The sequence below is a fragment of the Devosia salina genome, from assembly GCF_019504385.1.
Taxonomy (GTDB): Bacteria; Pseudomonadota; Alphaproteobacteria; order Rhizobiales; family Devosiaceae; genus Devosia; species Devosia salina.
Genome location: NZ_CP080590.1, coordinates 1,955,925 through 1,976,068 on the forward strand (window position 1 = coordinate 1,955,925; position 20,144 = coordinate 1,976,068).

The 20,144-nt window shown below is 62.7% G+C and carries 31 protein-coding genes; 2 read left to right on the forward strand and 29 right to left on the reverse strand.

The features are described 5' to 3' along the window. From K1X15_RS09405 to K1X15_RS09425, 5 genes are read right to left on the reverse strand one after another with little or no spacing between them, the layout of a single operon-like run. Entirely contained in the window at positions 1 to 666 is a 666-nt protein-coding gene (locus K1X15_RS09405; RefSeq protein WP_220307192.1) for an HAD family hydrolase, read from the reverse strand. Further along, positions 663 to 1,652, reverse strand: coding sequence for an RluA family pseudouridine synthase (locus K1X15_RS09410; protein WP_220307193.1), 990 nt, complete (start codon positions 1,650 to 1,652; stop codon positions 663 to 665). Before K1X15_RS09410 ends, K1X15_RS09405 begins: the two co-directional genes overlap by 4 nt. Then, positions 1,649 to 2,032: a fluoride efflux transporter CrcB gene (gene crcB, locus K1X15_RS09415; protein ID WP_220307194.1), complete on the reverse strand. Its 384-nt coding sequence runs from the start codon at positions 2,030 to 2,032 to the stop codon at positions 1,649 to 1,651. The genes K1X15_RS09410 and crcB overlap by 4 nt, the downstream gene beginning before the upstream one ends. A 3-nt stretch (positions 2,033 to 2,035) precedes the next feature. Next, on the reverse strand, positions 2,036 to 3,358 hold the full coding sequence (locus K1X15_RS09420) for a replication-associated recombination protein A (protein ID WP_220307195.1): 1,323 nt from the start codon (positions 3,356 to 3,358) through the stop codon (positions 2,036 to 2,038). Between the two features lie 34 nt (positions 3,359 to 3,392). Then, a complete protein-coding gene (locus K1X15_RS09425) occupies positions 3,393 to 4,862 on the reverse strand; it encodes a Do family serine endopeptidase (protein WP_220307196.1) in 1,470 nt (489 codons plus the stop codon). Positions 4,863 to 5,063: 201 nt separating this feature from the next. Between K1X15_RS09425 and K1X15_RS09430 the strand changes: the two genes are divergently transcribed. Both K1X15_RS09430 and K1X15_RS09435 read left to right on the forward strand, forming a co-directional pair. Then, positions 5,064 to 6,245, forward strand: a complete 1,182-nt coding sequence (locus K1X15_RS09430) for a type III PLP-dependent enzyme domain-containing protein (RefSeq protein WP_220307197.1) — start codon at positions 5,064 to 5,066, stop codon at positions 6,243 to 6,245. 147 nt (positions 6,246 to 6,392) lie between these two features. Then, on the forward strand, positions 6,393 to 6,935 hold the full coding sequence (locus tag K1X15_RS09435; protein WP_220307198.1) for a P-loop NTPase family protein: 543 nt from the start codon (positions 6,393 to 6,395) through the stop codon (positions 6,933 to 6,935). On the opposite strand, the gene K1X15_RS09440 is transcribed toward K1X15_RS09435, so the two are convergent. The 24 genes from K1X15_RS09440 to rplB form a co-directional block, all read right to left on the reverse strand. After that, entirely contained in the window at positions 6,922 to 7,953 is a 1,032-nt protein-coding gene (locus K1X15_RS09440) for an NAD-dependent epimerase/dehydratase family protein (RefSeq protein WP_220307199.1), read from the reverse strand. The genes K1X15_RS09435 and K1X15_RS09440 overlap by 14 nt on opposite strands. A 76-nt stretch (positions 7,954 to 8,029) precedes the next feature. Further along, complete coding sequence (gene rplQ / locus K1X15_RS09445; protein ID WP_220307200.1) at positions 8,030 to 8,452, reverse strand: 50S ribosomal protein L17; 423 nt, start codon at positions 8,450 to 8,452, stop codon at positions 8,030 to 8,032. Between the two features lie 32 nt (positions 8,453 to 8,484). Continuing rightward, positions 8,485 to 9,504 (reverse strand): DNA-directed RNA polymerase subunit alpha, encoded by a 1,020-nt coding sequence (locus tag K1X15_RS09450; protein WP_220307201.1) that lies wholly within the window; start codon positions 9,502 to 9,504, stop codon positions 8,485 to 8,487. 102 nt (positions 9,505 to 9,606) lie between these two features. Next, positions 9,607 to 9,999, reverse strand: coding sequence for a 30S ribosomal protein S11 (rpsK, locus tag K1X15_RS09455; protein WP_046104437.1), 393 nt, complete (start codon positions 9,997 to 9,999; stop codon positions 9,607 to 9,609). Positions 10,000 to 10,153: 154 nt separating this feature from the next. Next, positions 10,154 to 10,522: a 30S ribosomal protein S13 gene (gene rpsM / locus K1X15_RS09460; protein WP_191772565.1), complete on the reverse strand. Its 369-nt coding sequence runs from the start codon at positions 10,520 to 10,522 to the stop codon at positions 10,154 to 10,156. Between the two features lie 173 nt (positions 10,523 to 10,695). After that, positions 10,696 to 11,265 (reverse strand): adenylate kinase, encoded by a 570-nt coding sequence (locus tag K1X15_RS09465; protein ID WP_220307202.1) that lies wholly within the window; start codon positions 11,263 to 11,265, stop codon positions 10,696 to 10,698. Further along, positions 11,262 to 12,602, reverse strand: a complete 1,341-nt coding sequence (gene secY, locus K1X15_RS09470; protein WP_220307203.1) for a preprotein translocase subunit SecY — start codon at positions 12,600 to 12,602, stop codon at positions 11,262 to 11,264. The genes K1X15_RS09465 and secY overlap by 4 nt, the downstream gene beginning before the upstream one ends. A 134-nt stretch (positions 12,603 to 12,736) precedes the next feature. Beyond that, on the reverse strand, positions 12,737 to 13,237 hold the full coding sequence (rplO, locus tag K1X15_RS09475) for a 50S ribosomal protein L15 (RefSeq protein ID WP_220307204.1): 501 nt from the start codon (positions 13,235 to 13,237) through the stop codon (positions 12,737 to 12,739). Between the two features lie 15 nt (positions 13,238 to 13,252). Then, the gene (gene rpmD / locus K1X15_RS09480; RefSeq protein ID WP_067453366.1) at positions 13,253 to 13,441 is read right to left on the reverse strand and encodes a 50S ribosomal protein L30; all 189 of its coding nucleotides are present in this window, start codon (positions 13,439 to 13,441) and stop codon (positions 13,253 to 13,255) included. Between the two features lie 21 nt (positions 13,442 to 13,462). Further along, positions 13,463 to 13,996: a 30S ribosomal protein S5 gene (gene rpsE / locus K1X15_RS09485; RefSeq protein WP_086469603.1), complete on the reverse strand. Its 534-nt coding sequence runs from the start codon at positions 13,994 to 13,996 to the stop codon at positions 13,463 to 13,465. A gap of 20 nt (positions 13,997 to 14,016) precedes the next feature. Then, positions 14,017 to 14,379: a 50S ribosomal protein L18 gene (rplR, locus tag K1X15_RS09490; RefSeq protein ID WP_220307205.1), complete on the reverse strand. Its 363-nt coding sequence runs from the start codon at positions 14,377 to 14,379 to the stop codon at positions 14,017 to 14,019. 12 nt (positions 14,380 to 14,391) lie between these two features. After that, positions 14,392 to 14,925 carry a 50S ribosomal protein L6 gene (rplF, locus tag K1X15_RS09495; protein WP_220307206.1) on the reverse strand — a complete coding sequence of 178 codons (534 nt, stop codon included), beginning with the start codon at positions 14,923 to 14,925 and terminating at the stop codon, positions 14,392 to 14,394. Between the two features lie 47 nt (positions 14,926 to 14,972). Continuing rightward, entirely contained in the window at positions 14,973 to 15,371 is a 399-nt protein-coding gene (gene rpsH / locus K1X15_RS09500) for a 30S ribosomal protein S8 (protein WP_198875321.1), read from the reverse strand. 13 nt (positions 15,372 to 15,384) lie between these two features. Beyond that, positions 15,385 to 15,690, reverse strand: a complete 306-nt coding sequence (rpsN, locus tag K1X15_RS09505; protein ID WP_198875320.1) for a 30S ribosomal protein S14 — start codon at positions 15,688 to 15,690, stop codon at positions 15,385 to 15,387. Positions 15,691 to 15,721: 31 nt separating this feature from the next. Beyond that, entirely contained in the window at positions 15,722 to 16,279 is a 558-nt protein-coding gene (rplE, locus tag K1X15_RS09510) for a 50S ribosomal protein L5 (RefSeq protein WP_220307207.1), read from the reverse strand. Then, positions 16,272 to 16,583 carry a 50S ribosomal protein L24 gene (gene rplX, locus K1X15_RS09515; RefSeq protein WP_198875318.1) on the reverse strand — a complete coding sequence of 104 codons (312 nt, stop codon included), beginning with the start codon at positions 16,581 to 16,583 and terminating at the stop codon, positions 16,272 to 16,274. The genes rplE and rplX overlap by 8 nt, the downstream gene beginning before the upstream one ends. After that, positions 16,583 to 16,951 carry a 50S ribosomal protein L14 gene (rplN, locus tag K1X15_RS09520; RefSeq protein ID WP_220307208.1) on the reverse strand — a complete coding sequence of 123 codons (369 nt, stop codon included), beginning with the start codon at positions 16,949 to 16,951 and terminating at the stop codon, positions 16,583 to 16,585. The genes rplX and rplN overlap by 1 nt, the downstream gene beginning before the upstream one ends. Before the next feature lie 64 nt (positions 16,952 to 17,015). Beyond that, positions 17,016 to 17,249, reverse strand: coding sequence for a 30S ribosomal protein S17 (gene rpsQ / locus K1X15_RS09525; protein WP_220307209.1), 234 nt, complete (start codon positions 17,247 to 17,249; stop codon positions 17,016 to 17,018). Positions 17,250 to 17,261: 12 nt separating this feature from the next. Continuing rightward, entirely contained in the window at positions 17,262 to 17,456 is a 195-nt protein-coding gene (gene rpmC, locus K1X15_RS09530; protein ID WP_220307210.1) for a 50S ribosomal protein L29, read from the reverse strand. A gap of 11 nt (positions 17,457 to 17,467) precedes the next feature. Then, on the reverse strand, positions 17,468 to 17,881 hold the full coding sequence (gene rplP, locus K1X15_RS09535; protein WP_046104453.1) for a 50S ribosomal protein L16: 414 nt from the start codon (positions 17,879 to 17,881) through the stop codon (positions 17,468 to 17,470). 15 nt (positions 17,882 to 17,896) lie between these two features. Beyond that, a complete protein-coding gene (rpsC, locus tag K1X15_RS09540) occupies positions 17,897 to 18,634 on the reverse strand; it encodes a 30S ribosomal protein S3 (RefSeq protein ID WP_220307211.1) in 738 nt (245 codons plus the stop codon). Continuing rightward, the gene (rplV, locus tag K1X15_RS09545) at positions 18,634 to 19,014 is read right to left on the reverse strand and encodes a 50S ribosomal protein L22 (protein ID WP_220307212.1); all 381 of its coding nucleotides are present in this window, start codon (positions 19,012 to 19,014) and stop codon (positions 18,634 to 18,636) included. The genes rpsC and rplV overlap by 1 nt, the downstream gene beginning before the upstream one ends. Positions 19,015 to 19,017: 3 nt before the next feature. Next, positions 19,018 to 19,296: a 30S ribosomal protein S19 gene (gene rpsS, locus K1X15_RS09550; protein ID WP_086469614.1), complete on the reverse strand. Its 279-nt coding sequence runs from the start codon at positions 19,294 to 19,296 to the stop codon at positions 19,018 to 19,020. Between the two features lie 3 nt (positions 19,297 to 19,299). Continuing rightward, entirely contained in the window at positions 19,300 to 20,139 is an 840-nt protein-coding gene (gene rplB, locus K1X15_RS09555; RefSeq protein WP_220307213.1) for a 50S ribosomal protein L2, read from the reverse strand. Positions 20,140 to 20,144 lie beyond the last annotated feature (5 nt).

Consider the following 20,144-nt stretch of genomic DNA (forward strand, 5'->3'; position numbering starts at 1 on the left):
TCAATTCTCCAGAAGACTGTCGATGGCCGCCGCAAGCTCGGCATAGCTGTCGATCAGTATATCAGCGCCCGCGTCACGCAGTTCCGCGCTGTGGTGGTAGCCCCAAGTGACCCCGATGGCCCGCGTGCCGGCCGCCTTGCCCATTTCCATGTCGAATGTGGTGTCGCCAATGATGACGGTCTGGTGCTTCGCAACGCCGATCTCTTCCATGGCCCGCAGCATCATGCCCGGATGCGGCTTGGAGGGGTTATGGTCGGGGGTCTGCAGGGTCGAGAAATGCCCGGCAATGCCATGCAGCTCCGTCAGCCGCAGCACGCCGTTCAACCCCTTGCCAGTGGCAATGCCCATCACCGTCTCGGGCTGCGCCCGCAACAGGTCCAGCGCCTCGCGGGCACCGGGAAACAGCCCCTCGCGCCCTTCGGCGGCCACCAGCGAGGCCCGATAGTGCCCGCGATAGGCTTCGGCCAGTGTCTGCGCCAGCCCGGCATCGTCCGAGCCGAGCAATTGCAGCATCGCCTTTGGCAGGGACAGTCCGATGATCCGCCGTACCTGCGCCGGGCTTGGCACGTCCAGTCCCGCCTCGGCAAAAGTGGTCGCCATGTGTTCGGCAATCAACGCCTGGGTGTCGATCAGCGTGCCGTCCATGTCGAACATGACGAGTTTCACGCGCCCTCCTCCGGGTCGGATTTCTGCGCGTCATAGCGGTCGGGGTCGAAGCCCAGCGCGTCGAAACTCTGGCGCATATGCGGTGGCAGCGGCGCGGAAATGTCGATCTTCTTGCCATTGCGCAGCGGCAGCACGATGCGGCGGGCATGCAGATGCAGGCCTTCGCCCAGCCCCGGTGCCGGCTGCCAGTTCTCGATGTTGAAATAGCGCGGATCGTCGATGATCGGCGTGCCGAGCTGGGCCATGTGCACGCGCAGCTGGTGCGTGCGCCCGGTCACCGGCTTCAGCGTCACCCAGGCAAACCGGCGGCTGGCCGTGTCGGTGGTCGAATAATAGCTCGACGAATGCACGGCGCCCGGTGCGCCATTGCGCACCACCACCATCTGCTCGCCGTCGGTCGTCTGCTGCTTGGCCAGGAAGCAGGAGATCTCGCCCTGTCGCGGGGTCGGGTTGCCGGCAACGATCGCCCAGTAGATCTTGCGGGCCGAGCGCGACCGGAACACCGAACCGAAATGCTTGGCCGCCGCAGCGGTCTTGGCAACGACCAGGCACCCCGACGTGTCCCGGTCCAGTCGATGCACCAGGCGCGGCGCCTCGCCCTGCTTGTTGGGCAGGTTCTTCAACAGGCCATCCATATGCCGCGTGGTGCCGCTGCCGCCCTGCACCGCCAGGCCATGCGGCTTGTTGAACACATAGAGGTCGTCGTCCTCGTAAAGGATCAGGTCCTTGAGGAAGCGGACATCATCCGCATTGACCTTGAACGGGCGAACCGTGTCCGGATCATCAACCGGCGGAATCCGGACGACCTGCCCTTCGGCGACACGGGTGCTGGGCTGCACCTTGGCCTTGTCGACGCGCACCTCGCCATTGCGGATCAGCTTTTGCAGCCGCGCAAACCCGACCTGCGGGAAGTGCCGCGCAAACCAGCGATCCAGGCGCATGCCGTCGTCGTCTGCACTGACTTCTCGATGTTGAACGCCACTCATGCCGCACCGCCTCTGCTGATCAGGAGCCCGAGATATAGGCCCAGGAGGCAAACCACAACTGACAAGCCAATATAGAGCATGGCCTGCGCCAGTGCGCCGCGCTCGATCAGGAAGATGGTGTCGAGCGAGAAGGAAGAAAAGGTGGTGAACCCGCCCAAAAAGCCAACGGCCGCGAAAAGCCTGATCTCGTTCTGCATGGCCGGTGTCGTCCGCGCCAATACGCCGATCAACAGGCCCATCAGGCACGATCCGACGATATTGGCCAGCAGCGTCGCCAGCGGGAAATTGGCCGACCACACCCGGCTGACCAGCACGGACAGGCCATAGCGCGACATCGCCCCGATTGCGCCGCCCGCACCGACGAGCAAGAAAGCCTGCATGGCCTAATCCTTTTTGTTTTCTGCCTGCTTGGCCGCCCGCAAACGGCCGAAATAATCCATGCGCTTGCGCAGGTCCCGCTCGAAGCCGCGCTCCACTGGGTGGTAGAAATCCTGCCGCCCGATCTTCTCGGGGAAATATTCCTGCCCCGAAAAAGCCTCGGGCGTATCGTGGTCGTAGATATAGCCATCCCCATAGCCCTGCCCCTTCATCATCTTGGTAGGCGCATTGAGGATGACCTTGGGCGGCATGGGCGAACCGGTCGACTTGGCCACGGCCACGGCAGCCTTGTAGGCGGTATAGACCGCGTTGGATTTGGGCGCGAGCGCCAGATAGACAACCACCTGCGCCAGCGACAGCTCGCCCTCGGGCGAACCCAGCATCTGATACGCATCCCGCGCCGCCACCGCCAGTTGCAGCGCCTGCGGGTCGGCCAGGCCGATATCTTCGGAAGCCATGCGGATCAGCCGCCGCGCCAGGAAGAGCGGGTCCTCGCCGGCGTCCAGCATGCGCGCGAAATAGTAAAGCGCCGCATCCGGATCGGACCCCCGGATGGTCTTGTGCAGGGCCGAGATCAGGTTGTAGTGCCCGTCCTGCGCCTTGTCATAGATCGGCGCCCGCCGCTGCACCACCGACAGAAGGCTGGTGGGGTCGAGCGTTTCCCCCTCGCCCGCCGAGGCCAGGATTTCCTCAACCAGCCCCAGCAGTGCCCGCCCATCGCCATCGGCCAGTCCCAGCAGGGTCGCCCGCGCCTCATCCGTCAGGGGAAGAGACGCTCCCAAGAGACTCTCGGCGCGCTGCAAAAGGCTTTCCAGGTCATCGAGGCCCAGGGATTCGAACCGCAGCACCTGGCTGCGCGACAACAGGGCCGCGTTGAGCTCGAAGGACGGGTTTTCCGTCGTCGCCCCCACCAGCACCACCGTGCCGTCTTCCATCACCGGCAGGAAGCTATCCTGCTGCGCCCGGTTGAAGCGATGGATTTCATCCACGAACAGCAGCGTACGGTGTCCCGAAAGCCGCTCGAACCGCGCCTTTTCGAACACCTTCTTGAGGTCCGCGACCCCCGAAAAGATCGCTGAAATCTGCTCGAAACGATAGCCGATCTGGTCGGCCAGCAGCCGCGCCACGGTCGTCTTGCCGGTGCCCGGCGGGCCCCAGAGGATCAGCGACCCCAGCCGTCCCGACGCCAGCATGCGCCTGAGCGTCCCGCCCTCGCCGAGCAGGTGCTGCTGCCCGATCACCTCATCGAGGGATCGGGGGCGCAATTGGTCGGCCAGGGGCCGGGCCTTGTCGGTTTCACTGGGTTCGGCGGCGAAGAGGTCGGACATGGCCCTTCCCTAGCAGACCCCAGGGCGTCGCGCATCACCCAGAAACGATCGCCCGGCTCACGCGCCCGTCGCGCTGCAGGATGATCTGCCAGGTGCGCACGCGTTGCGAGGCAATGTCGCGGAAGGCGCCGGCGCTGGTCAGCGTGGTATCATTGAGCGAGAGGATGACATCATCGACCTTGAGCCCCATCGCCTCGGCCTGTGATCCCGGCTCGATGGCCGTGACCATCACCCCCTGCGCGTCATAGGGCAGCCCTTTTTCCTCGGCCAGCGCCGGATCGAGCTGCCGCACGGTGACCCCGGCAAAGCGGGAATTGCCGCTAATGGTCGCAACGGCATCCGGCCCCGGCTGCGGCGCCGCCTCCACGGCAAACTCGACCGTGTCGGTCGCCCCGCCGCGCAGCCGCTCGAGACGGGCCTTGCTGCCCACTGCTCGCGTCGCCAGCCGGAAGTTGAAGGCGCTCGGATCATCAACGCGCTGCCCGTCAATGGTCAGGACGACATCGCCGGACCGGAACCCGGCCCGCTCCGCCGGACCGCCCGGCGCCGTCTCGGTGATCATCGCCCCATGCGGCGCCTGCATGCCCAGGCTCGTGGCGATATCGGCGCTGACGGCCTGCATCTTGGCCCCGAACCACGGCCGCACGATCTGCCCGCCGGCGACGCCCGCCTCGGCCACCACCCGCGCCATATTGGCCGGAATGGCAAAGCCGATGCCGACCGATCCGCCCGACTGCGAATAGATCGCCGTATTGATGCCCACCAGGTGCCCCGCCATGTCGACAAGCGCCCCGCCCGAATTGCCCGGATTGATGGCCGCGTCGGTCTGGATGAAGAACTCGTAATTGCTGGCCTCGACCCCGGTGCGGGCCAGGGCCGAGACAATGCCGCTGGTCACCGTCTGCCCGACCCCGAACGGATTGCCGATTGCCAGCACCAGGTCGCCGACCAGCAGGTCGTCGCTATTGGCGAAGGTGATCGCGGGGAAACTCGCGCCGCCCCCATCGCGCACGCGCAACACCGCCAGGTCCGTCTGCTCGTCCTCGATCACCACGTCGACCGCGAATTCCCGGCCGTCATTGACCGCGATGCGCACATCGGTCGCACCCTCGATCACATGGCGATTGGTCAGGATCACGCCGCCCTCGTCCACGATCACGCCCGATCCCAGCGACTGGGACTCGCGCGGCCGTGTCTGGAAATACTGGTCGCCGAAAAACCGCGAAAAGAACGGGTCGCTGGCAAAGGGCGACACTGCCTGCTGCTCGATGCGCGTGGCATAGACATTGACCACCGACGGGGAAACCGCCTGGACGATCGGCGCAAAACTGAGCCGCACCTGTGCATCGCTCTGCGGAACTGTGCGTTCCGTCTCTATGGGCGCGACCGTTTCGGTCTGCGCCTGCACCGGCCTGGTGCCGTTCCAGGGCGCCAGTGCCAGCGTCCCTCCCGCCGCCAGAGCCACAAGAGCAAGACTGGAAAACACAAGCGTTCGCAGAGACATGGCCAATCCTTCGGAATCAAATTGCGAGCCAGAAACCCGGCATTTGGCGCTGCGAGGTGAACGCCCCGAATCTGTCACGAAAATGACGCTTCAGCATTGTTGGTTTGCCCCGCAAATAAACGTTTGCGCGAGGGGGCACACCGCCCTATATGCAGCGCTCATTTCTGCCCTTCCCTCCAGCCCCGAAAGGCCTGTTGTCCAATGACCGACGAGCCGAAGACCATCTATGCCAACACGTCCGCGCTGATTGCGGCCGAGGCACCGGATTTTCCGTCCTTCCTGTTCTCCGAAAAGGAGTTTCACAGGGCGATCAAGGTCTTCAAGAAGGGTTTTGATGGCCTCTTGACCTATGCGGTCAAGTGCAACCCCTCGCCGCACATCATTGCCCAGCTCCATGCCGAAGGGCTCAAGGCGTTCGACGTCGCCTCCAATACCGAAATGGAACTGGTGCGCGACTACGCTCCCGGCGCCGTCATGCACTACAACAACCCGATCAAAAACAAGCGCGAGATCGCCCGCGCCTATGACGAGTTCGGCGTGCGTTCGTTCACCATCGACCACCCCCAGCAGCTCGACCAGCTCGCCTCCGTCGTCTCGCCCAGCCGCGACGTCGAGGTGACCACCCGCTTCAAGGCCGGCAAGGCGCTTAAATCCTATGATTTCGGCATCAAGTTCGGGGTCATGGAACAGGCCGCGGCCGAAATCGTCACCGCCGTCGAAAAGATGGGCTACACGCCCAGCCTCTGCTTCCATGTCGGCAGCCAGTGCGAGGATGCCTATGCCTATGAGCGCCACATCGCTGCCGCCTCGCGTATCGTCGAGGAAGCCGGCATCGAACTGAAGCGCCTCAATATCGGCGGCGGCTACCCGGCCCCCTACCCGACCAGCGAGGCCCCGCCGATGGACTATTACTTCGAGACCATCGCCCACGCCGTTGCCGAGCACTTCCCCAAGAAGGCGCCCGAGCTGATCATCGAGCCGGGCCGCGCATTGGTAACCTCCTCGACCTCGCTGCTGCTGCGCGTGAAGCATCAGCGCGGCGGCCAGGCCGTCTATGTCAATGACGGTGCCTATGGCGCGCTGATGGAAGTCAAGTTCATGCACTTCACCCCGCCGGTGCGTGTCTGGCGCGGCCCGCGCCTGCACGACAACAATGGCGAGTTCAGCGAATTCACCCTCTGGGGCCCCACCTGCGACAGCTATGACGTGCTGCCCCAGGTCTTCACCCTGCCCGCCGATATCGACGAGGACGACTGGATCGAGTTCGGCCTCATGGGCGCCTATACCCAGGCCTCGCTGACCCCGTTCAACGGCTTCGACCGCCGCGACCAGTACTGGGTGGAAGAGGTCTATACCGGCAAGGACATGCAGCCGGCGGAGTAGGTTTGACTAGCTGTCCTTTGAGCGCGTGGCTCGCCCCACCCTCAACCCCTCCCCATCAAGGGGAGAGAAGCGAAGGGCGGTAACGCTTGTGTTCATCGTCTCCCTCCCCCTTGTGGGGAGGGATCAAGGGTGGGGGTCTGACTTGGCATGACAGACAAAGTATCGCCCCTCGTCACCCTCGGCCGCCGCATCATGGTCCTCGGCCTCACCAATTCTGGCAAATCGACGCTCACGGTGGCGCTGGCCCGCAGGCTCGGTGTGCCAGCGATCCACCTCGACCAGCTCCGACACCAGCCAAATACCAACTGGCAGGAGCGATCAGACGCCGAGTTTGTCGCGCTCCATGATCAGGCCATTCTGGCCGAAGAATGGGTCATCGACGGCTCCTATTCCAAAGTGATGCCGCAGCGTCTGGCGCGTGCCACTGGCATTATCCTTCTCACCGATAGCCTCGTGACCCGATACCGGCGCTATTTCGTGCGAACTCTGTTTCAGAAGCACCGTGCCGGCGGCCTGGAGGGCGGGCAGGACCAACTCAATTGGAAGATGATCCACTGGCTCTGGCATACGCGCAATTCCATCGGCAAGTACCAGGAAGTCGCGGCCAATTCCGGGCTTCCCCACCTGCTCGTAAACAACCGACAAGAACTGGACGGGCTCTACCGTAACTGGGGCCTCACCCGGTCTTGACCTTGACCAGGCCCATCCGGATCGCACTCTCCGCAGCGCTCAGAATGGCGTCCTCGACCGTCCGATAATCCCGTCCCAGCAGCGCTTCGCCCTTGCTGCCGTCGAAATGCTTCTCATTGCCGATATCGTTGACGATCTGCCGGGTGGGGCCGCCCAGGAGAGAGATGATGCGGATCAGCCAGTCCGGCACCGCGCGGCGCGTGATCGGATAGCCCGGATAGGCGCTCCGCAGCACCTCGGCAACCTGTTCGAATGTCCTGTAGGGACCGGTACAGAGATAGCGATGGCCGATGCTCTCCGGCTTCTGCAGCGCCGCCACATGCATGGCCGCCACGTCCCGCACGTCAATGATGGCAAAGCCGATACGGGCCAGGGCCGGTGTCGATCCGTCGAGCAGCCCGGTCACGAGCCCCAGTGAGATGGATGTGTCCTTGTCCGTCGCCGGGCCAAGGATGGCACCGGGATGGATCGTGGTCAGCGCCATGTCATGGAGTTCGGCATATCCCCAGGCGGCCCGCTCCGCCCGCGTCTTGCCGATGCAATAGGCCCAGCTCCGCCGCATGCCGTCGAGATCGGTGAAGTCCGCTTCGGTGTAGCGGCGTACGCCGCGCTCGTGCCCCAGCCCATAGCCCACAGTGGCAATCGATGACGTCATGATCACCCGCTTGACCCCCGCCGCCTCGGCAAAGGCCAGCACCCGCTCGGTCCCCTCCACCGCGGGCCGCACGACCACATCGGGGTCCTTGGGTTCAACCGCAACGATCGCCGCCGCCACATGCATTACCGCGGACACGCCCTCCATGGCTGCCGCCCAGCCATCATCGTCGAGCAGGTCCGCCACGACCAGTTCGAGACCGGCCTCCCGACCCGGCGCCAGGGCCGAAACGGCCGCCCAGATCCCGGGCACCTTGCTTTGCCCCCGCACCGTCCCGCGCACCGCATATCCCGCATCGAGCAATTGCCCGATGACATGCTTGGCCACGAAACCCGATGCCCCGGTCACCAGCACGCGTTCCATATTGCCTCCCCCAAAAGCAAAAAAGGTGGCCACGGAAAACCGTGACCACCTCAATTCAGTGTCGTGCCGACAAGACTTATGCCGCTTCGGCTTCGTCGTCCTGGGTAAAGACCGGACCGGAATCCTGACCCTTGGCATCGACGTCGCGATCGACGAACTCGATCACGGCCAGCGGGGCATTGTCGCCATAGCGGAAGCCGGCCTTGAGAATGCGCAGGTAACCGCCCTGGCGTTCCTTGTAGCGCGGGCCGAGCACGGCAAAGAGCTTCGCAACCATGGCTTCATCGCGGATCTGGGCGATGGCCTGGCGGCGGGCATGCAGGTCGCCGCGCTTGCCAAGGGTGATGAGCTTCTCGACGATCGGACGCAGGTCCTTGGCCTTGGGAAGCGTGGTGACGATCTGTTCGTGCTTGATCAGCGCGGCCGACATATTGGCGAACATCGCCTTGCGGTGCGATGCGGTCCGGCTGAACTTGCGGCCTCGGGAAGCGTGGCGCATGGGTTATCTCCTAAAGTCTGGTCAGCGCCGGATCAGTAATGATCTTCGTAGCGCTTGGCGAGGTCATCGATATTCTCGGGCGGCCAGTTGTTGACGTCCATTCCGAGATGAAGCCCCATCTGTGCCAGGACTTCCTTGATTTCGTTGAGCGACTTGCGGCCGAAATTCGGGGTCCGCAGCATCTCGGCTTCCGTCTTCTGGATCAGGTCGCCGATATAGACGATGTTGTCGTTCTTGAGGCAGTTGGCCGAGCGGACCGACAGCTCGAGTTCGTCGACCTTCTTGAGCAGCGCCGGGTTGAAGGCGAGTTCCGGAACAGCGTCCTGGGCCTTCTCCTTGGTGGGCTCTTCGAAGTTGACGAAGACCGACAGCTGGTCCTGCAGGATACGCGCAGCATAGGCCACGGCATCTTCCGGCGAGATTGCGCCATTGGTCTCGACGCTCAGGGTCAGCTTGTCCTTGTCCAGGCTTTCGCCGGCCCGGGTCGCATCGACCTTGTAGCTCACGCGGCGCACCGGCGAGAACAGCGCATCGACCGGGATGTAACCGATCGGGGCGTCCTCGGGACGGTTCTTCTCGGCCGGGACATAACCCTTGCCGGTATCGACGGTGAACTCGATATTGATCTCGGCGCCGTCGTCGAGGTGGCAGATGACCAGCTCGGGGTTCAGCACTTCGATGTCACCGGAAACCTTGATGTCGCCAGCAGTGACGGCACCGGGGCCCTGACGCGAGAGGGTCAGGCGCTTCGGGCCTTCGCCACCCATCTTCAGGGCGATTTCCTTGACGTTGAGAACGAGATCGGTGATGTCCTCGCGCACGCCGGGCAGCGAGGAGAATTCGTGCAGGATGCCGTCAATCTGGATCGCGGTTACTGCCGCGCCCTGAAGCGACGACAGAAGCACGCGACGAAGGGCATTGCCCAGGGTAAGCCCGTATCCGCGCTCAAGCGGCTCGGCAACCACCGAGGCCACGCGCGCGTTGTCGCTGCCCGAAACAATGTCCAGCTTGGTCGGCTTGATCAGTTCCTGCCAGTTCCTCTGGATCGTCACGGTATTGTCCTTTCAAATTAGCGGCCATTGCGACCGCTCCGCCGCAAACACAATAGGAGCCCCCGACCCATCCAATCGGCCGGGAGCACTCTAGTCGTCTGGCTAGACGCGGCGCCGCTTGCGCGGGCGGCAGCCATTGTGCGGGATCGACGTGACGTCACGGATCGAGGTGACGTTGAAGCCGGCAGCCTGCAGGGCGCGCAGGGCCGATTCACGGCCCGAACCGGGGCCACGCACTTCGACCTCGAGGGTCTTCATGCCGTGTTCCTGGGCCTTCTTGGCAGCATCTTCAGCTGCAACCTGAGCCGCATAAGGAGTCGACTTGCGCGAACCCTTGAAGCCCATCACGCCCGAGGAGGACCACGAAATCGTGTTGCCCTGCATGTCGGCGATGGTGATCATCGTGTTGTTGAAGGAGGCGTTCACGTGAGCGACGCCCGAGGTGATGTTCTTGCGCTCCTTGCGACGGACGCGCGCGACTTCAGTCTTGGCCATTATTATCCTCTAGGGTATCGGCGCTGCCGTAGTGCCAGCAGCTCCACCACGGAAGAAGCGGTTCAAGTCATCCGGCCAACTCTTGTCGAGCCACCGAAAGGCTTGCCCCGCCACTCCCAATTCAAAACGCTGAGCCCGCAGGTGCGGGACCAGATTACTTCTTCTTGCCGGCGATCGGCTTTGCCGGACCCTTGCGGGTACGCGCATTGGTGTGCGTGCGCTGACCGCGGACCGGCAGGCCACGACGGTGGCGCAGGCCACGATAGTTGCCCAGGTCCATCAGGCGCTTGATGTTCATCGCCACGTTGCGGCGAAGATCACCCTCAACCACATAGTCGCGGTCGATGGCTTCACGGATCTGGATGACTTCAGCGTCGGTCAGCTCGTTGACGCGGCGCTCGGCCGGGATACCGACCTTTTCAGTAATGTCCTTGGCGAACTTTTCGCCGATCCCGTGAATATACTGCAGCGCGATCACCACGCGCTTATTCGTCGGGATGTTGACGCCAGCAATACGAGCCACGTCTGCTCTCCTTCATTCACACGCGCCGTCGCGGCGGGTGCCTTTAAACAACAAGGGACCGGATTTCGACCCCCAACTAAGGGAGAACCGAAACCAGCCCAATGATCCATGAGACTGGTGCGGTTCTTTAAGGACAAGACCGGGCCGAGTCAACAGCCCTTCCAGCCTCTTGATTACTTGCCGAGGGCCGCCTGGATGGCTGCCGTCACCTCGGTGACCGGTGCCATGCCGTCGACCGGCTTGAGCAGGCCCCTGTTCGAATAATATTCGACCAGCGGCGCGGTCTGCTCGGAATAGACGCCGAGGCGCTTGCGCAGCACTTCCTCATTGTCGTCGGCGCGGGCAGAGCCGGATTCCTTGGCCCGGTTGATCACCCGCTTCACCAGCTCATCGGCTTCCGCCTTGATCTCGATGACGGCGTCCAGGGCAATGCCCTTTTCTTCCAGCATCTGATCGAGCGCTTCGGCCTGCGCGATGGTGCGCGGAAACCCGTCGAGGATGAAGCCCGGCTTGCAGTCCTCGGCGTCCAGGCGTTCCGAGACGATGCCGTTGACGATCGTATCGGAGACGAGGTCACCGCGGTCCACGATGGCCTTGGCTTCCAGACCCAGCGGGGTCTTGGCGGCAATCGCCGCACGAAGGATATCGCCGGTCGAGAGCTGGGGAATGCCATAGGCCTCCACCAGAATCTTTGCCTGTGTCCCCTTCCCCGCCCCCGGCGGGCCCAACAGGATCAACCTCATCGACGCTTGCCTCCTCCAAGACGGGATTTCTTGAGCAGCCCCTCATATTGCTGGGCCACCAGATGACTCTGGATCTGCGTGATCGTGTCCAGCGTCACCGTCACCATGATCAGCAGCGACGTGCCACCAATGAACTGGCTCACCGCCAGCTGGCTGAACAGCACTTCGGGGATCAGCGCCACGAAGGTCAGGTAGATCGCGCCCACCACCGTGATGCGGGTCAGCACATAGTCGATGTGCTGGGCCGTGCGCTCGCCGGGACGGATACCGGGAATGAAGCCGCCGGAGCGCTTCAGATTGTCCGCCGTCTCGCTCGGGTTGAACACGATCGCGGTATAGAAGAAGGCAAAGAAGATGATGAAGAACGCGAACAGCGCCAGATAGAGCGGCTGCCCACGCCCCAGGAGCGCGGTCACGGTCGTAAGCCAAGCCGGCGCATTGCCCTGGGCGGCGAACGAGGCGATCGTTGCCGGCAGCAGCAGCAGCGACGAACCGAAGATCACCGGAATCACGCCCGAAGTGTTGAGCTTCAATGGCAGGTGCGACGTGTCACCCTGGAACATCTTGTTGCCCACCTGGCGCTTCGGATACTGGATCAGAAGCCGCCGCTGGGCCCGCTCGAAGAACACGATGACGGCGATGACCACCAGGGCCAGCACCAGCATGCCCAGGCCCGCCAGGGCCGGAATGGCGCCGGTACGGGCCAGTTCAAGCGTCTGGGCGACGGTCGAAGGCAGATTGGCCACGATGCCGGCGAAGATGATCAGCGAAATGCCGTTGCCGACACCGCGCGCCGTGATCTGCTCACCGAGCCACATCAGGAACATCGTGCCGCCCACCAGGGTGATCACGGTCGAGATGCGGAAGAACCAGCCGGGATTGAGCACCACGCCCTGGCTGCCTTCCAGGCCCATGGCGATGCCATAGGCCTGCACCGCGCAGAACAGCACGGCCAGGTACCGGGTATATTGGTTCATCTTGCGACGGCCCGCTTCCCCGCCCTCCTTCTTGAGGGCTTCCAGGCGCGGCGACGCGGTCGCGATCACCTGCACCACGATGGAGGCGGTGATGTAGGGAATAAGATTCAGCGCAAAGATCGCCATGCGCTGCACGGCACCGCCCGCGAACATGTTGAACATGCCCAGGATGCCCTGCTCGGACTGCTGAAAAGTCTGCGCGAAAGCGTCCGGATCGATGCCCGGAACCGGAATGAAGGTGCCCAGACGATAAACAAGCAGCGCTCCGAGAGTGAACCAGATGCGCTGCTGAAGGGCTTTCGCCTTCGAAAAGGTCGAGAAACTGAGATTACGTGCCAGCTGTTCGGCTGCGGACGCCATATACCGCTCCTATGGCTACAATGCCAGGTGCGCTCGGAGCGCTGGAGACGCATATATGGGATATGTGCCGCCCAGACGCAACAAACCAAAAGAGCGCACCCAGCCACCGGACCGGGTGCGCCCTGCCAAGTGGATTACTTGGCGTGCGGGGTCTTCTTCCAGGTCTCCTTGACCGGGATGAGATCGAGCTTGCCGCCGGCAGCCTCGATGGCAGCAGCAGCGCCCTTGGTGGCATAGTCGACCTTGAAGGTAACCTTCTTGGCCGAGAAGCCTTCCGAGCCGATCAGGCGCACGCCGTCCTTGGGACGACGGATAACGCCGGCAGCGACCAGGGCAGCAGCGTCCACGACACCCTTGGCGTCGAGCTTGCCGCTATCGATATAGGCCTGGATGCGGTCGATGCGGACTTCATTGAAGTCCTTCGGGTTCCAGGCGTTGAAGCCGCGCTTGGGCATACGCATGTGAAGGGGCATCTGGCCGCCTTCGAAGCCGTTGATCGCCACACCGGCGCGAGCCGTCTGGCCCTTGCCGCCGCGACCGCCGGTCTTGCCGACGCCCGAGCCGATACCACGGCCCACGCGAACGCGGACCTTGTTGGCGCCGGGGTTATCGCGAAGTTCGTTCAAACGAGTCATTGATCCGACCTTCCTTTACTCGCCGACAACGCGGACGAGGTGCGGGATCTTGTTGATCATGCCGCGCACTTCGGGCGTATCAACCAGCTCACGCTGCTTGTTCATCTTGTTGAGCCCGAGACCGATCAGGGTCGCGCGCTGGCTCTTTTCACGGCGGATCGGCGAGCCGACCTGCTGGACAACGATGGTCTTAGCTTTAGCCATTGTTCTTCTCCATCAGCCCTATCAGGCTTCCACTGCAGTCTCGCCGCGGCGAGCCTGGAGTTCGGAAACCTTGAGGCCGCGACGGGAAGCCACCGAACGGGGGCTGTCGACGCGCTTGAGCGCATCGAACGTGGCGCGAACCATGTTGTAGGGGTTCGCAGTACCCTGCGACTTGGCAACGATGTCGTTGATGCCCAGCGTCTCGAAGACGGCGCGCATCGGACCACCGGCGATGATACCGGTACCCGGAACGGCGGCACGCAGGATGACCTTGCCGGCGCCGTGGCGGCCGGTGACATCGTGGTGGAGCGTACGGGCATCGCGCAGCGGCACGCGGATCATCTGGCGCTTGGCCTGTTCGGTGGCCTTGCGGATAGCCTCGGGAACTTCACGGGCCTTGCCGTGACCGAAACCGACGCGACCCTTCTGGTCACCCACAACGACGAGGGCGGCAAAACCGAAGCGACGGCCGCCCTTCACAACCTTGGCCACACGATTGATGTGGACCAGGCGATCGACGAACTCGCTTTCGCGTTCCTGAACGTCTCTGCTCATAATTCTCTTCCTCGCCGTTGTTAGAACTGCAGGCCGCCCTCACGGGCAGCGTCTGCAAGGGCCTTAACACGGCCATGATAGATATAGGCGCCACGATCGAACACGACCTCGCCGACACCGGCCTTCACGCCACGCTCGGCGATGAACTTGCCCACGGCTGCGGCCGCTTCGGCATTGCCACCGTTCTTGAGCGAACCGAGCACGTCCTTTTCCAGGGTCGATGCAGCGGCCAGCGTACGACCGGTGCTGTCGTCGATGATCTGGGCGTAGATGTTCTTGTCCGAGCGGAACACGCTGAGACGGGGACGACCAAAGGCACGAGCCTTGAGCGCCTTGCGGACACGAGCCTTGCGGCGTTCCGCACCTTTTGCAGAAATTGCCATCGGTGGCGCTCCTTACTTCTTCTTGCCTTCTTTGCGGAAGACCTGCTCGCCGGCGTAACGCACGCCCTTGCCCTTGTAGGGCTCGGGGGGACGCCAGCCGCGGATCTCGGCCGCAACCTGACCAACCTGCTGCTTGTCGATGCCGGTGACCACGATTTCGGTCGGGGCCGGCACGGCAAGGGTGATACCCTGCGGAGCTTCGTAGATCACTTCGTGGCTGAAACCCAGCGAGAGCTTCACATCCTTGCCCTGCATGGCAGCGCGGTAACCCACGCCCTGGATGGCGAGCTTCTTCTCGAAGCCGGCGCTCACCCCGGTGACCATGTTCTGGATCAGGGCGCGGGTGGTGCCCCAGGCCGCGCGAGCCTCACGGGTGTCGTTGGCGGGGGTAACGACGAGGCCGTCCGAACCCTGCTCGACATTGACGATATCCATGAGGGTGAGGCTCAGCTCGCCCTTCGGGCCCTTGGCGCTGACGTTACGACCATTGATCGTAACCGTGACGCCGCTCACCGGGGCCACCGGTTTCTTGCCAGTACGTGACATAATGCTTCCTTGAGTAATCGTCTTGCCGATCCCCTAAGCCAATTGGCTTAGAAGACGCGGCAGAGTACCTCGCCACCCACATTGGCGGCCTTGGCTTCGTGGTCGGCCATCACACCCTTGGGGGTGGAGAGGATCGAGACACCCAGGCCATTGGCAACCTGCGGGATATTCTTGACGGATGCGTAAACGCGACGGCCGGGACGCGAAACGCGTTCGATCGTGCGGATGACGCCCTCATTGTCCGAATACTTGAGTTCAATCTCGTATTCGGCGGCACCGTTCTCGAACTTGGTCTCCGAATAGCCGCGGATGAAACCCTCGGACTGGAGAACATCCAGCACGCGACCACGCAGGGTCGAGGCCGGAGTCGTGACGGAATTCTTGCGACGCTCCTGGGCGTTGCGGATGCGGGTCAGCATATCGCCGATGGGATCGGAAAAGCTCATCTGATGTTTCTCCTTACCAGCTCGACTTCACCAGACCCGGGATCTGGCCCAGGTTGCCCAGCTGACGCAGGGCGATACGGCTCATCTTGAGCTTGCGATAGTAACCACGCGGGCGGCCCGACACTTCGCAACGGTTGCGAATGCGGATCTTGGCCGAGTTGCGCGGCAGTTCAGCCAGCTTGAGGCTGGCCTTGAAACGCTCCTCGATGGGAGTGTCCTGGTTCTTGATCGTCGCCTTCAGCGCAGCACGCTTTTCGGCATACTGCTGGGCCAGAGCGGCGCGCTTCTTGTTCTTTTCGATGGAGCTGGTCTTTGCCATGTCCTGATCCTTTATCCCTTCCCTATGCCGCTTACTGGCGGAACGGGAAGTTGAAAGCCTTGAGAAGCGCGCGGGCTTCATCGTCGCTCTTGGCCGTCGTGCAGATCACGATGTCCATGCCCCAGACCTGATCGATCTGATCATAGTTGATCTCGGGGAAAACGATGTGTTCCTTCAGGCCCATGGCGTAGTTGCCACGGCCGTCGAACGCGTTCGGGTTGAGGCCACGGAAGTCGCGGACGCGCGGCAGTGCGATGTTCACCAGGCGATCCAGGAACTCGTACATGCGGGTCTTGCGCAGCGTGACCTTCACGCCCAGCGGCATGTTCTCGCGGACCTTGAAGCCAGCGATCGACTTGCGGGCATGGGTGATGACCGGCTTCTGGCCGGAGATCTTCTGCAGCTCGTCAGCAGCCGACTTCACCTTCTTGGTGTCGTTGACGGCTTCGCCGACGCCCATGTTCAGCACGATCTTGTCAAGGCGCGGCAGCTCCATGACGTTCTTGTAGGCGAACTGCTCGCGCAGCGCGGCTTTGATCGTGGTGTCATACTCGGTCCGGAGACGCGGAATGTAAGCGGTCTCAGCCATCGATCTGATCTCCGGTGGTCTTGGCGACGCGGGTCTTCACGCCGTCCTTGATCTGGAAACCGACGCGGGTGGGCTTGCCATCCTTGTCGGCGACAGCCAGGTTCGACAGGTGGATCGGCGCTTCCTTGGTGAAGATGCCGGCATCGGTCGAAGCGGTCTGCTTCTGGTGGCGCTTCACAAGGTTGATACCCTGGACAAGTGCCTTGGTTTCGGACGGGATGACAGACAGGACCTGACCGGTCTTGCCCTTGTCCTTGCCGGCCAGGACGACGACCTTGTCGCCCTTCTTAATCTTGGAGGCCATTACAGCACCTCTGGGGCAAGCGAGATGATCTTCATGTGGTTCTTGGCGCGGAGCTCGCGCGGAACCGGTCCGAAGATACGGGTGCCGATCGGTTCCTTCTGATTGTTCAGAAGAACGGCGGCGTTCTTGTCGAAACGGATGACGGTGCCGTCGGGACGGCGGATGTCGGTTGCGGTGCGAACCACCACAGCCTTCATCACCTGGCCCTTCTTGACGCGGCCGCGCGGAATAGCGTCCTTGACCGAAACGACGATAATGTCGCCGACCGAGGCGTATTTGCGATGCGAACCGCCCAGCACCTTGATGCACATGACACGACGAGCGCCGGAATTGTCCGCGACGTCGAGATTGGACTGCATCTGGATCATGACTGGATGCCTTCTAGTTTATCGGCTGCACCGTCATCCGGCGCGCCGACCTGAATTGTTTCTCTTACGCGGACTGAACAAGCGTCCAGCGCTTGTTCTTGGAGATCGGCGCGGTTTCCTCGATCCACACGGTCTGACCGACCTTGGCCACGTTGTTCTCGTCGTGGGCGTGGTACTTCTTGGAACGACGCACGGTCTTCTTCAGAAGCGGGTGAGTGAAACGGCGCTCGACACGAACCACGATGGTCTTGTCATTGGCGTCGGAGACGACAGTCCCCTGCAAAACGCGCTTTGGCATGGGTGTGAATCCTTACTTAGCTGCGTTCTTTTGGCCGAGGATGGTCTTGATCCGCGCGATATCGCGACGGACTTCCTTCACCCGGGCCGGCTTTTCCAACTGCTGGGTAGCGCGCTGGAAACGCAGGTTGAACTGTTCTTTCTTCAGGTCGACGAGCTGATCTTTCAGTTCGTCTGCGGTCTTGGCCCGCACATCACTGGCTTTCATGCTCGTGTTCCTTAGTCGGCAATACGCGTGACGATACGCGTGGTGATCGGCAACTTCATTGCTCCGAGGCGAAGGGCCTCCTTTGCAACGTCTTCGGGTACGCCGTCAATCTCAAAAACGATACGACCCGGTTTTACGCGCGCGGCCCAGTATTCCACCGAGCCCTTACCCTTACCCATTCGGACTTCGGTAGGCTTCTTGGAAACCGGCAGATCCGGGAAAATCCGGATCCAGACGCGGCCCTGGCGCTTCATTTCACGAGTGATCGCACGGCGGGCAGCCTCGATCTGGCGGGCGGTAACGCGCTCGGGCTCGGTGGCCTTGAGAGCATACTGGCCGAAAGCCAGATCGGTACCACCCTTGGCCAGGCCATGGATGCGGCCCTTGTGGGCCTTGCGGAACTTAGTTCTCTTTGGTTGCAGCATAATGAACTAACCTTCTTATGCGCGTTCGCGATCGCGGTCGCCACGCTCACGGCGCGGTTCGCGCTCGGAACGCTGGCCACCTTCACCACCTTCGGTGGCGCGACGCTCATGAGCCGACGGATCATGCTCGAGGACTTCGCCCTTGAAGATCCAGACCTTGATGCCGATGATGCCGTAAGTGGTCGCGGCTTCAGCGGTACCGTAGTCGATATCGGCACGCAGGGTGTGCAGCGGCACGCGGCCTTCGCGGTACCATTCGGTACGGGCGATGTCGGCACCACCGAGACGACCACCGACATTGACGCGGATACCACCGGCGCCCATGCGGATTGCGGTCTGCACGGCGCGCTTCATGGCGCGACGGAAGGCCACGCGGCGTTCCAGCTGCTGGGCAATGCCCTGGGCAACCAGCGTCGCATCGGTCTCGGGCTTGCGCACTTCAACGATGTTGATGTGCACTTCGCTGTCGGTGAACTTCTTCACCTTGGCGCGGATCTTGTCGATGTCAGCGCCCTTCTTGCCGATCACGATGCCCGGACGGGCAGTGTGGATCGACACGCGGCACTTGCGGTGCGGACGCTCGATGACGATCTTGGAGACCGCGGCGGCCTTCAGATCTTCCATCAGCATGGTGCGGATCTTCAGGTCTTCCTGCAGCAGCGAACCATATTCGCCCTTGTTGGCGAACCAGCGGCTGTCCCAGGTCCGGTTGATGCCGAGGCGGAAGCCGATCGGATTGATTTTCTGGCCCATTATGCGGCCTCCTCAACTTGCCGGACAACGATCGTCAGGTGCGAGAACGGCTTCTCGACGCGAGCGGACCGACCACGGCCACGCGCATGGAAGCGCTTCATCACCAGCGAGTTGCCCACATAGGCTTCGGCAACGACGAGGGCGTCGGTGTCCAGGCCGTGGTTGTTTTCGGCATTGGCGATGGCGCTTTCCAGCACCTTCTTCACCTGGCCCGAGATGCGCTTGTGGCTGAACTCGAGATCGGCTAGGGCCCGCTCGACCTTCTTGCCACGGATCAACTGCGCGACGAGGTTCAGCTTCTGAGGGCTGATGCGCAGCATGCGCAGCACAGCCTTGGCCTCGTTATCCTTGAGAGCGCGCTCAGTCTTTGGCTTGCTCATCTCTTACTTCCTCTTGGCCTTCTTGTCGGCCGCGTGACCGTAATAGGTACGGGTCGGCGCAAACTCACCGAACTTGTGGCCGATCATGTCTTCGGTGACGGACACCGGAACATGCTTCTGACCGTTGTGGACACCAAAGGTGATGCCAACGAACTGCGGAAGAATGGTCGAGCGGCGGGACCAGATCTTGACCACATCGTTGCGGCCAGAGGACTGGGCCTTCTCGGCCTTCTTGAGCAGATAGCCGTCGACGAACGGCCCCTTCCAAATCGAACGGGTCATGACTTACCTGCCCTTCTTCACGTGACGGCTGCGAACGATGAACTTGTCCGTAGCCTTGTTGCTGCGCGTACGCTTGCCCTTGGTCGGCTTGCCCCACGGGGAAACCGGGTGACGGCCACCGGAGGTACGGCCTTCACCACCACCATGCGGGTGGTCGACCGGGTTCATGGTCACGCCGCGGTTGACCGGCTTGCGGCCCAGCCAGCGATTGCGACCGGCCTTGCCCAGCGAGGTGTTGGCGTGGTCCTGGTTGCTGACCGCACCGACGGTGGCCAGGCACGAACCATGTACGCGGCGCTGCTCACCCGAGTTGAGGCGCAGAATGGCCCAACCCTGGTCGCGGCCCACATACTGGGCATAGGCACCGGCCGAACGGGCCACCTGGCCGCCCTTGCGGGGCTTGAGCTCGATATTGTGCACGATCGTGCCGACCGGCATGCGTTCGAGCGGCATCGTATTGCCCGGCTTCACGTCGGCGCCGTTCAGCGACGAGATGACCTTGTCGCCGGCGGCAAGACGCTGCGGAGCCACGATATAGGCCAGCTCGCCGTCTTCGTACTTGATCAGCGCGATCCAGGCGGTGCGGTTCGGATCGTATTCGAGACGTTCGACCGTCCCGAGCACGTCGAACTTCACGCGCTTGAAGTCGATCATGCGGTAGCTGCGCTTGTGACCGCCACCACGATGGAACGCGGTGATGCGGCCGGTATTGTTGCGGCCACCCTTCTTGGTGAGGCCTTCGGTCAAAGCCTTGACCGGGGCGCCCTTCCACAGGTCCGAACGGTCGGTCGTGATCAGGGTACGACGGCCTTCGGAGGTGGGGTTGTAAGTCTTTAGAGCCATTTGTC

What these genes read in the sequence shown, in the direction of transcription:
- rplF (WP_220307206.1), bottom strand. Translation starts at nt 14,925, where the DNA reads ATGTCACGTACTGGCAAGAAACCGGTGGCCCCGGTGAGCGGCGTCACG.
- K1X15_RS09425 (WP_220307196.1), bottom strand. Translation starts at nt 4,862, where the DNA reads ATGTCTCTGCGAACGCTTGTGTTTTCCAGTCTTGCTCTTGTGGCTCTG.
- rpsE (WP_086469603.1), bottom strand. Translation starts at nt 13,996, where the DNA reads ATGAGCAGAGACGTTCAGGAACGCGAAAGCGAGTTCGTCGATCGCCTG.
- rplN (WP_220307208.1), bottom strand. Translation starts at nt 16,951, where the DNA reads ATGATCCAGATGCAGTCCAATCTCGACGTCGCGGACAATTCCGGCGCT.
- rplB (WP_220307213.1), bottom strand. Translation starts at nt 20,139, where the DNA reads ATGGCTCTAAAGACTTACAACCCCACCTCCGAAGGCCGTCGTACCCTG.
- rplO (WP_220307204.1), bottom strand. Translation starts at nt 13,237, where the DNA reads ATGACTCGTTTGAACGAACTTCGCGATAACCCCGGCGCCAACAAGGTC.
- rplR (WP_220307205.1), bottom strand. Translation starts at nt 14,379, where the DNA reads ATGGCAATTTCTGCAAAAGGTGCGGAACGCCGCAAGGCTCGTGTCCGC.
- K1X15_RS09440 (WP_220307199.1), bottom strand. Translation starts at nt 7,953, where the DNA reads ATGGAACGCGTGCTGGTGACCGGGGCATCGGGTTTCGTGGCCAAGCAT.
- rpmC (WP_220307210.1), bottom strand. Translation starts at nt 17,456, where the DNA reads ATGAAAGCCAGTGATGTGCGGGCCAAGACCGCAGACGAACTGAAAGAT.
- rpsQ (WP_220307209.1), bottom strand. Translation starts at nt 17,249, where the DNA reads ATGCCAAAGCGCGTTTTGCAGGGGACTGTCGTCTCCGACGCCAATGAC.
- K1X15_RS09410 (WP_220307193.1), bottom strand. Translation starts at nt 1,652, where the DNA reads ATGAGTGGCGTTCAACATCGAGAAGTCAGTGCAGACGACGACGGCATG.
- rpsN (WP_198875320.1), bottom strand. Translation starts at nt 15,690, where the DNA reads ATGGCAAAGACCAGCTCCATCGAAAAGAACAAGAAGCGCGCCGCTCTG.
- K1X15_RS09430 (WP_220307197.1), top strand. Translation starts at nt 5,064, where the DNA reads ATGACCGACGAGCCGAAGACCATCTATGCCAACACGTCCGCGCTGATT.
- rpmD (WP_067453366.1), bottom strand. Translation starts at nt 13,441, where the DNA reads ATGGCTAAAGCTAAGACCATCGTTGTCCAGCAGGTCGGCTCGCCGATC.
- rplV (WP_220307212.1), bottom strand. Translation starts at nt 19,014, where the DNA reads ATGAGCAAGCCAAAGACTGAGCGCGCTCTCAAGGATAACGAGGCCAAG.
- secY (WP_220307203.1), bottom strand. Translation starts at nt 12,602, where the DNA reads ATGGCGTCCGCAGCCGAACAGCTGGCACGTAATCTCAGTTTCTCGACC.
- rpsK (WP_046104437.1), bottom strand. Translation starts at nt 9,999, where the DNA reads ATGGCCAAGACTGAAGTCGCGCGCGTCCGTCGCAAGGAGCGCAAGAAC.
- rplP (WP_046104453.1), bottom strand. Translation starts at nt 17,881, where the DNA reads ATGCTGCAACCAAAGAGAACTAAGTTCCGCAAGGCCCACAAGGGCCGC.
- K1X15_RS09435 (WP_220307198.1), top strand. Translation starts at nt 6,393, where the DNA reads ATGACAGACAAAGTATCGCCCCTCGTCACCCTCGGCCGCCGCATCATG.
- rplX (WP_198875318.1), bottom strand. Translation starts at nt 16,583, where the DNA reads ATGGCCTCCAAGATTAAGAAGGGCGACAAGGTCGTCGTCCTGGCCGGC.
- rpsC (WP_220307211.1), bottom strand. Translation starts at nt 18,634, where the DNA reads ATGGGCCAGAAAATCAATCCGATCGGCTTCCGCCTCGGCATCAACCGG.
- crcB (WP_220307194.1), bottom strand. Translation starts at nt 2,032, where the DNA reads ATGCAGGCTTTCTTGCTCGTCGGTGCGGGCGGCGCAATCGGGGCGATG.
- K1X15_RS09420 (WP_220307195.1), bottom strand. Translation starts at nt 3,358, where the DNA reads ATGTCCGACCTCTTCGCCGCCGAACCCAGTGAAACCGACAAGGCCCGG.
- rpsS (WP_086469614.1), bottom strand. Translation starts at nt 19,296, where the DNA reads ATGACCCGTTCGATTTGGAAGGGGCCGTTCGTCGACGGCTATCTGCTC.
- rplQ (WP_220307200.1), bottom strand. Translation starts at nt 8,452, where the DNA reads ATGCGCCACGCTTCCCGAGGCCGCAAGTTCAGCCGGACCGCATCGCAC.
- rplE (WP_220307207.1), bottom strand. Translation starts at nt 16,279, where the DNA reads ATGGCTGAGACCGCTTACATTCCGCGTCTCCGGACCGAGTATGACACC.
- K1X15_RS09465 (WP_220307202.1), bottom strand. Translation starts at nt 11,265, where the DNA reads ATGAGGTTGATCCTGTTGGGCCCGCCGGGGGCGGGGAAGGGGACACAG.
- rpsH (WP_198875321.1), bottom strand. Translation starts at nt 15,371, where the DNA reads ATGAGCTTTTCCGATCCCATCGGCGATATGCTGACCCGCATCCGCAAC.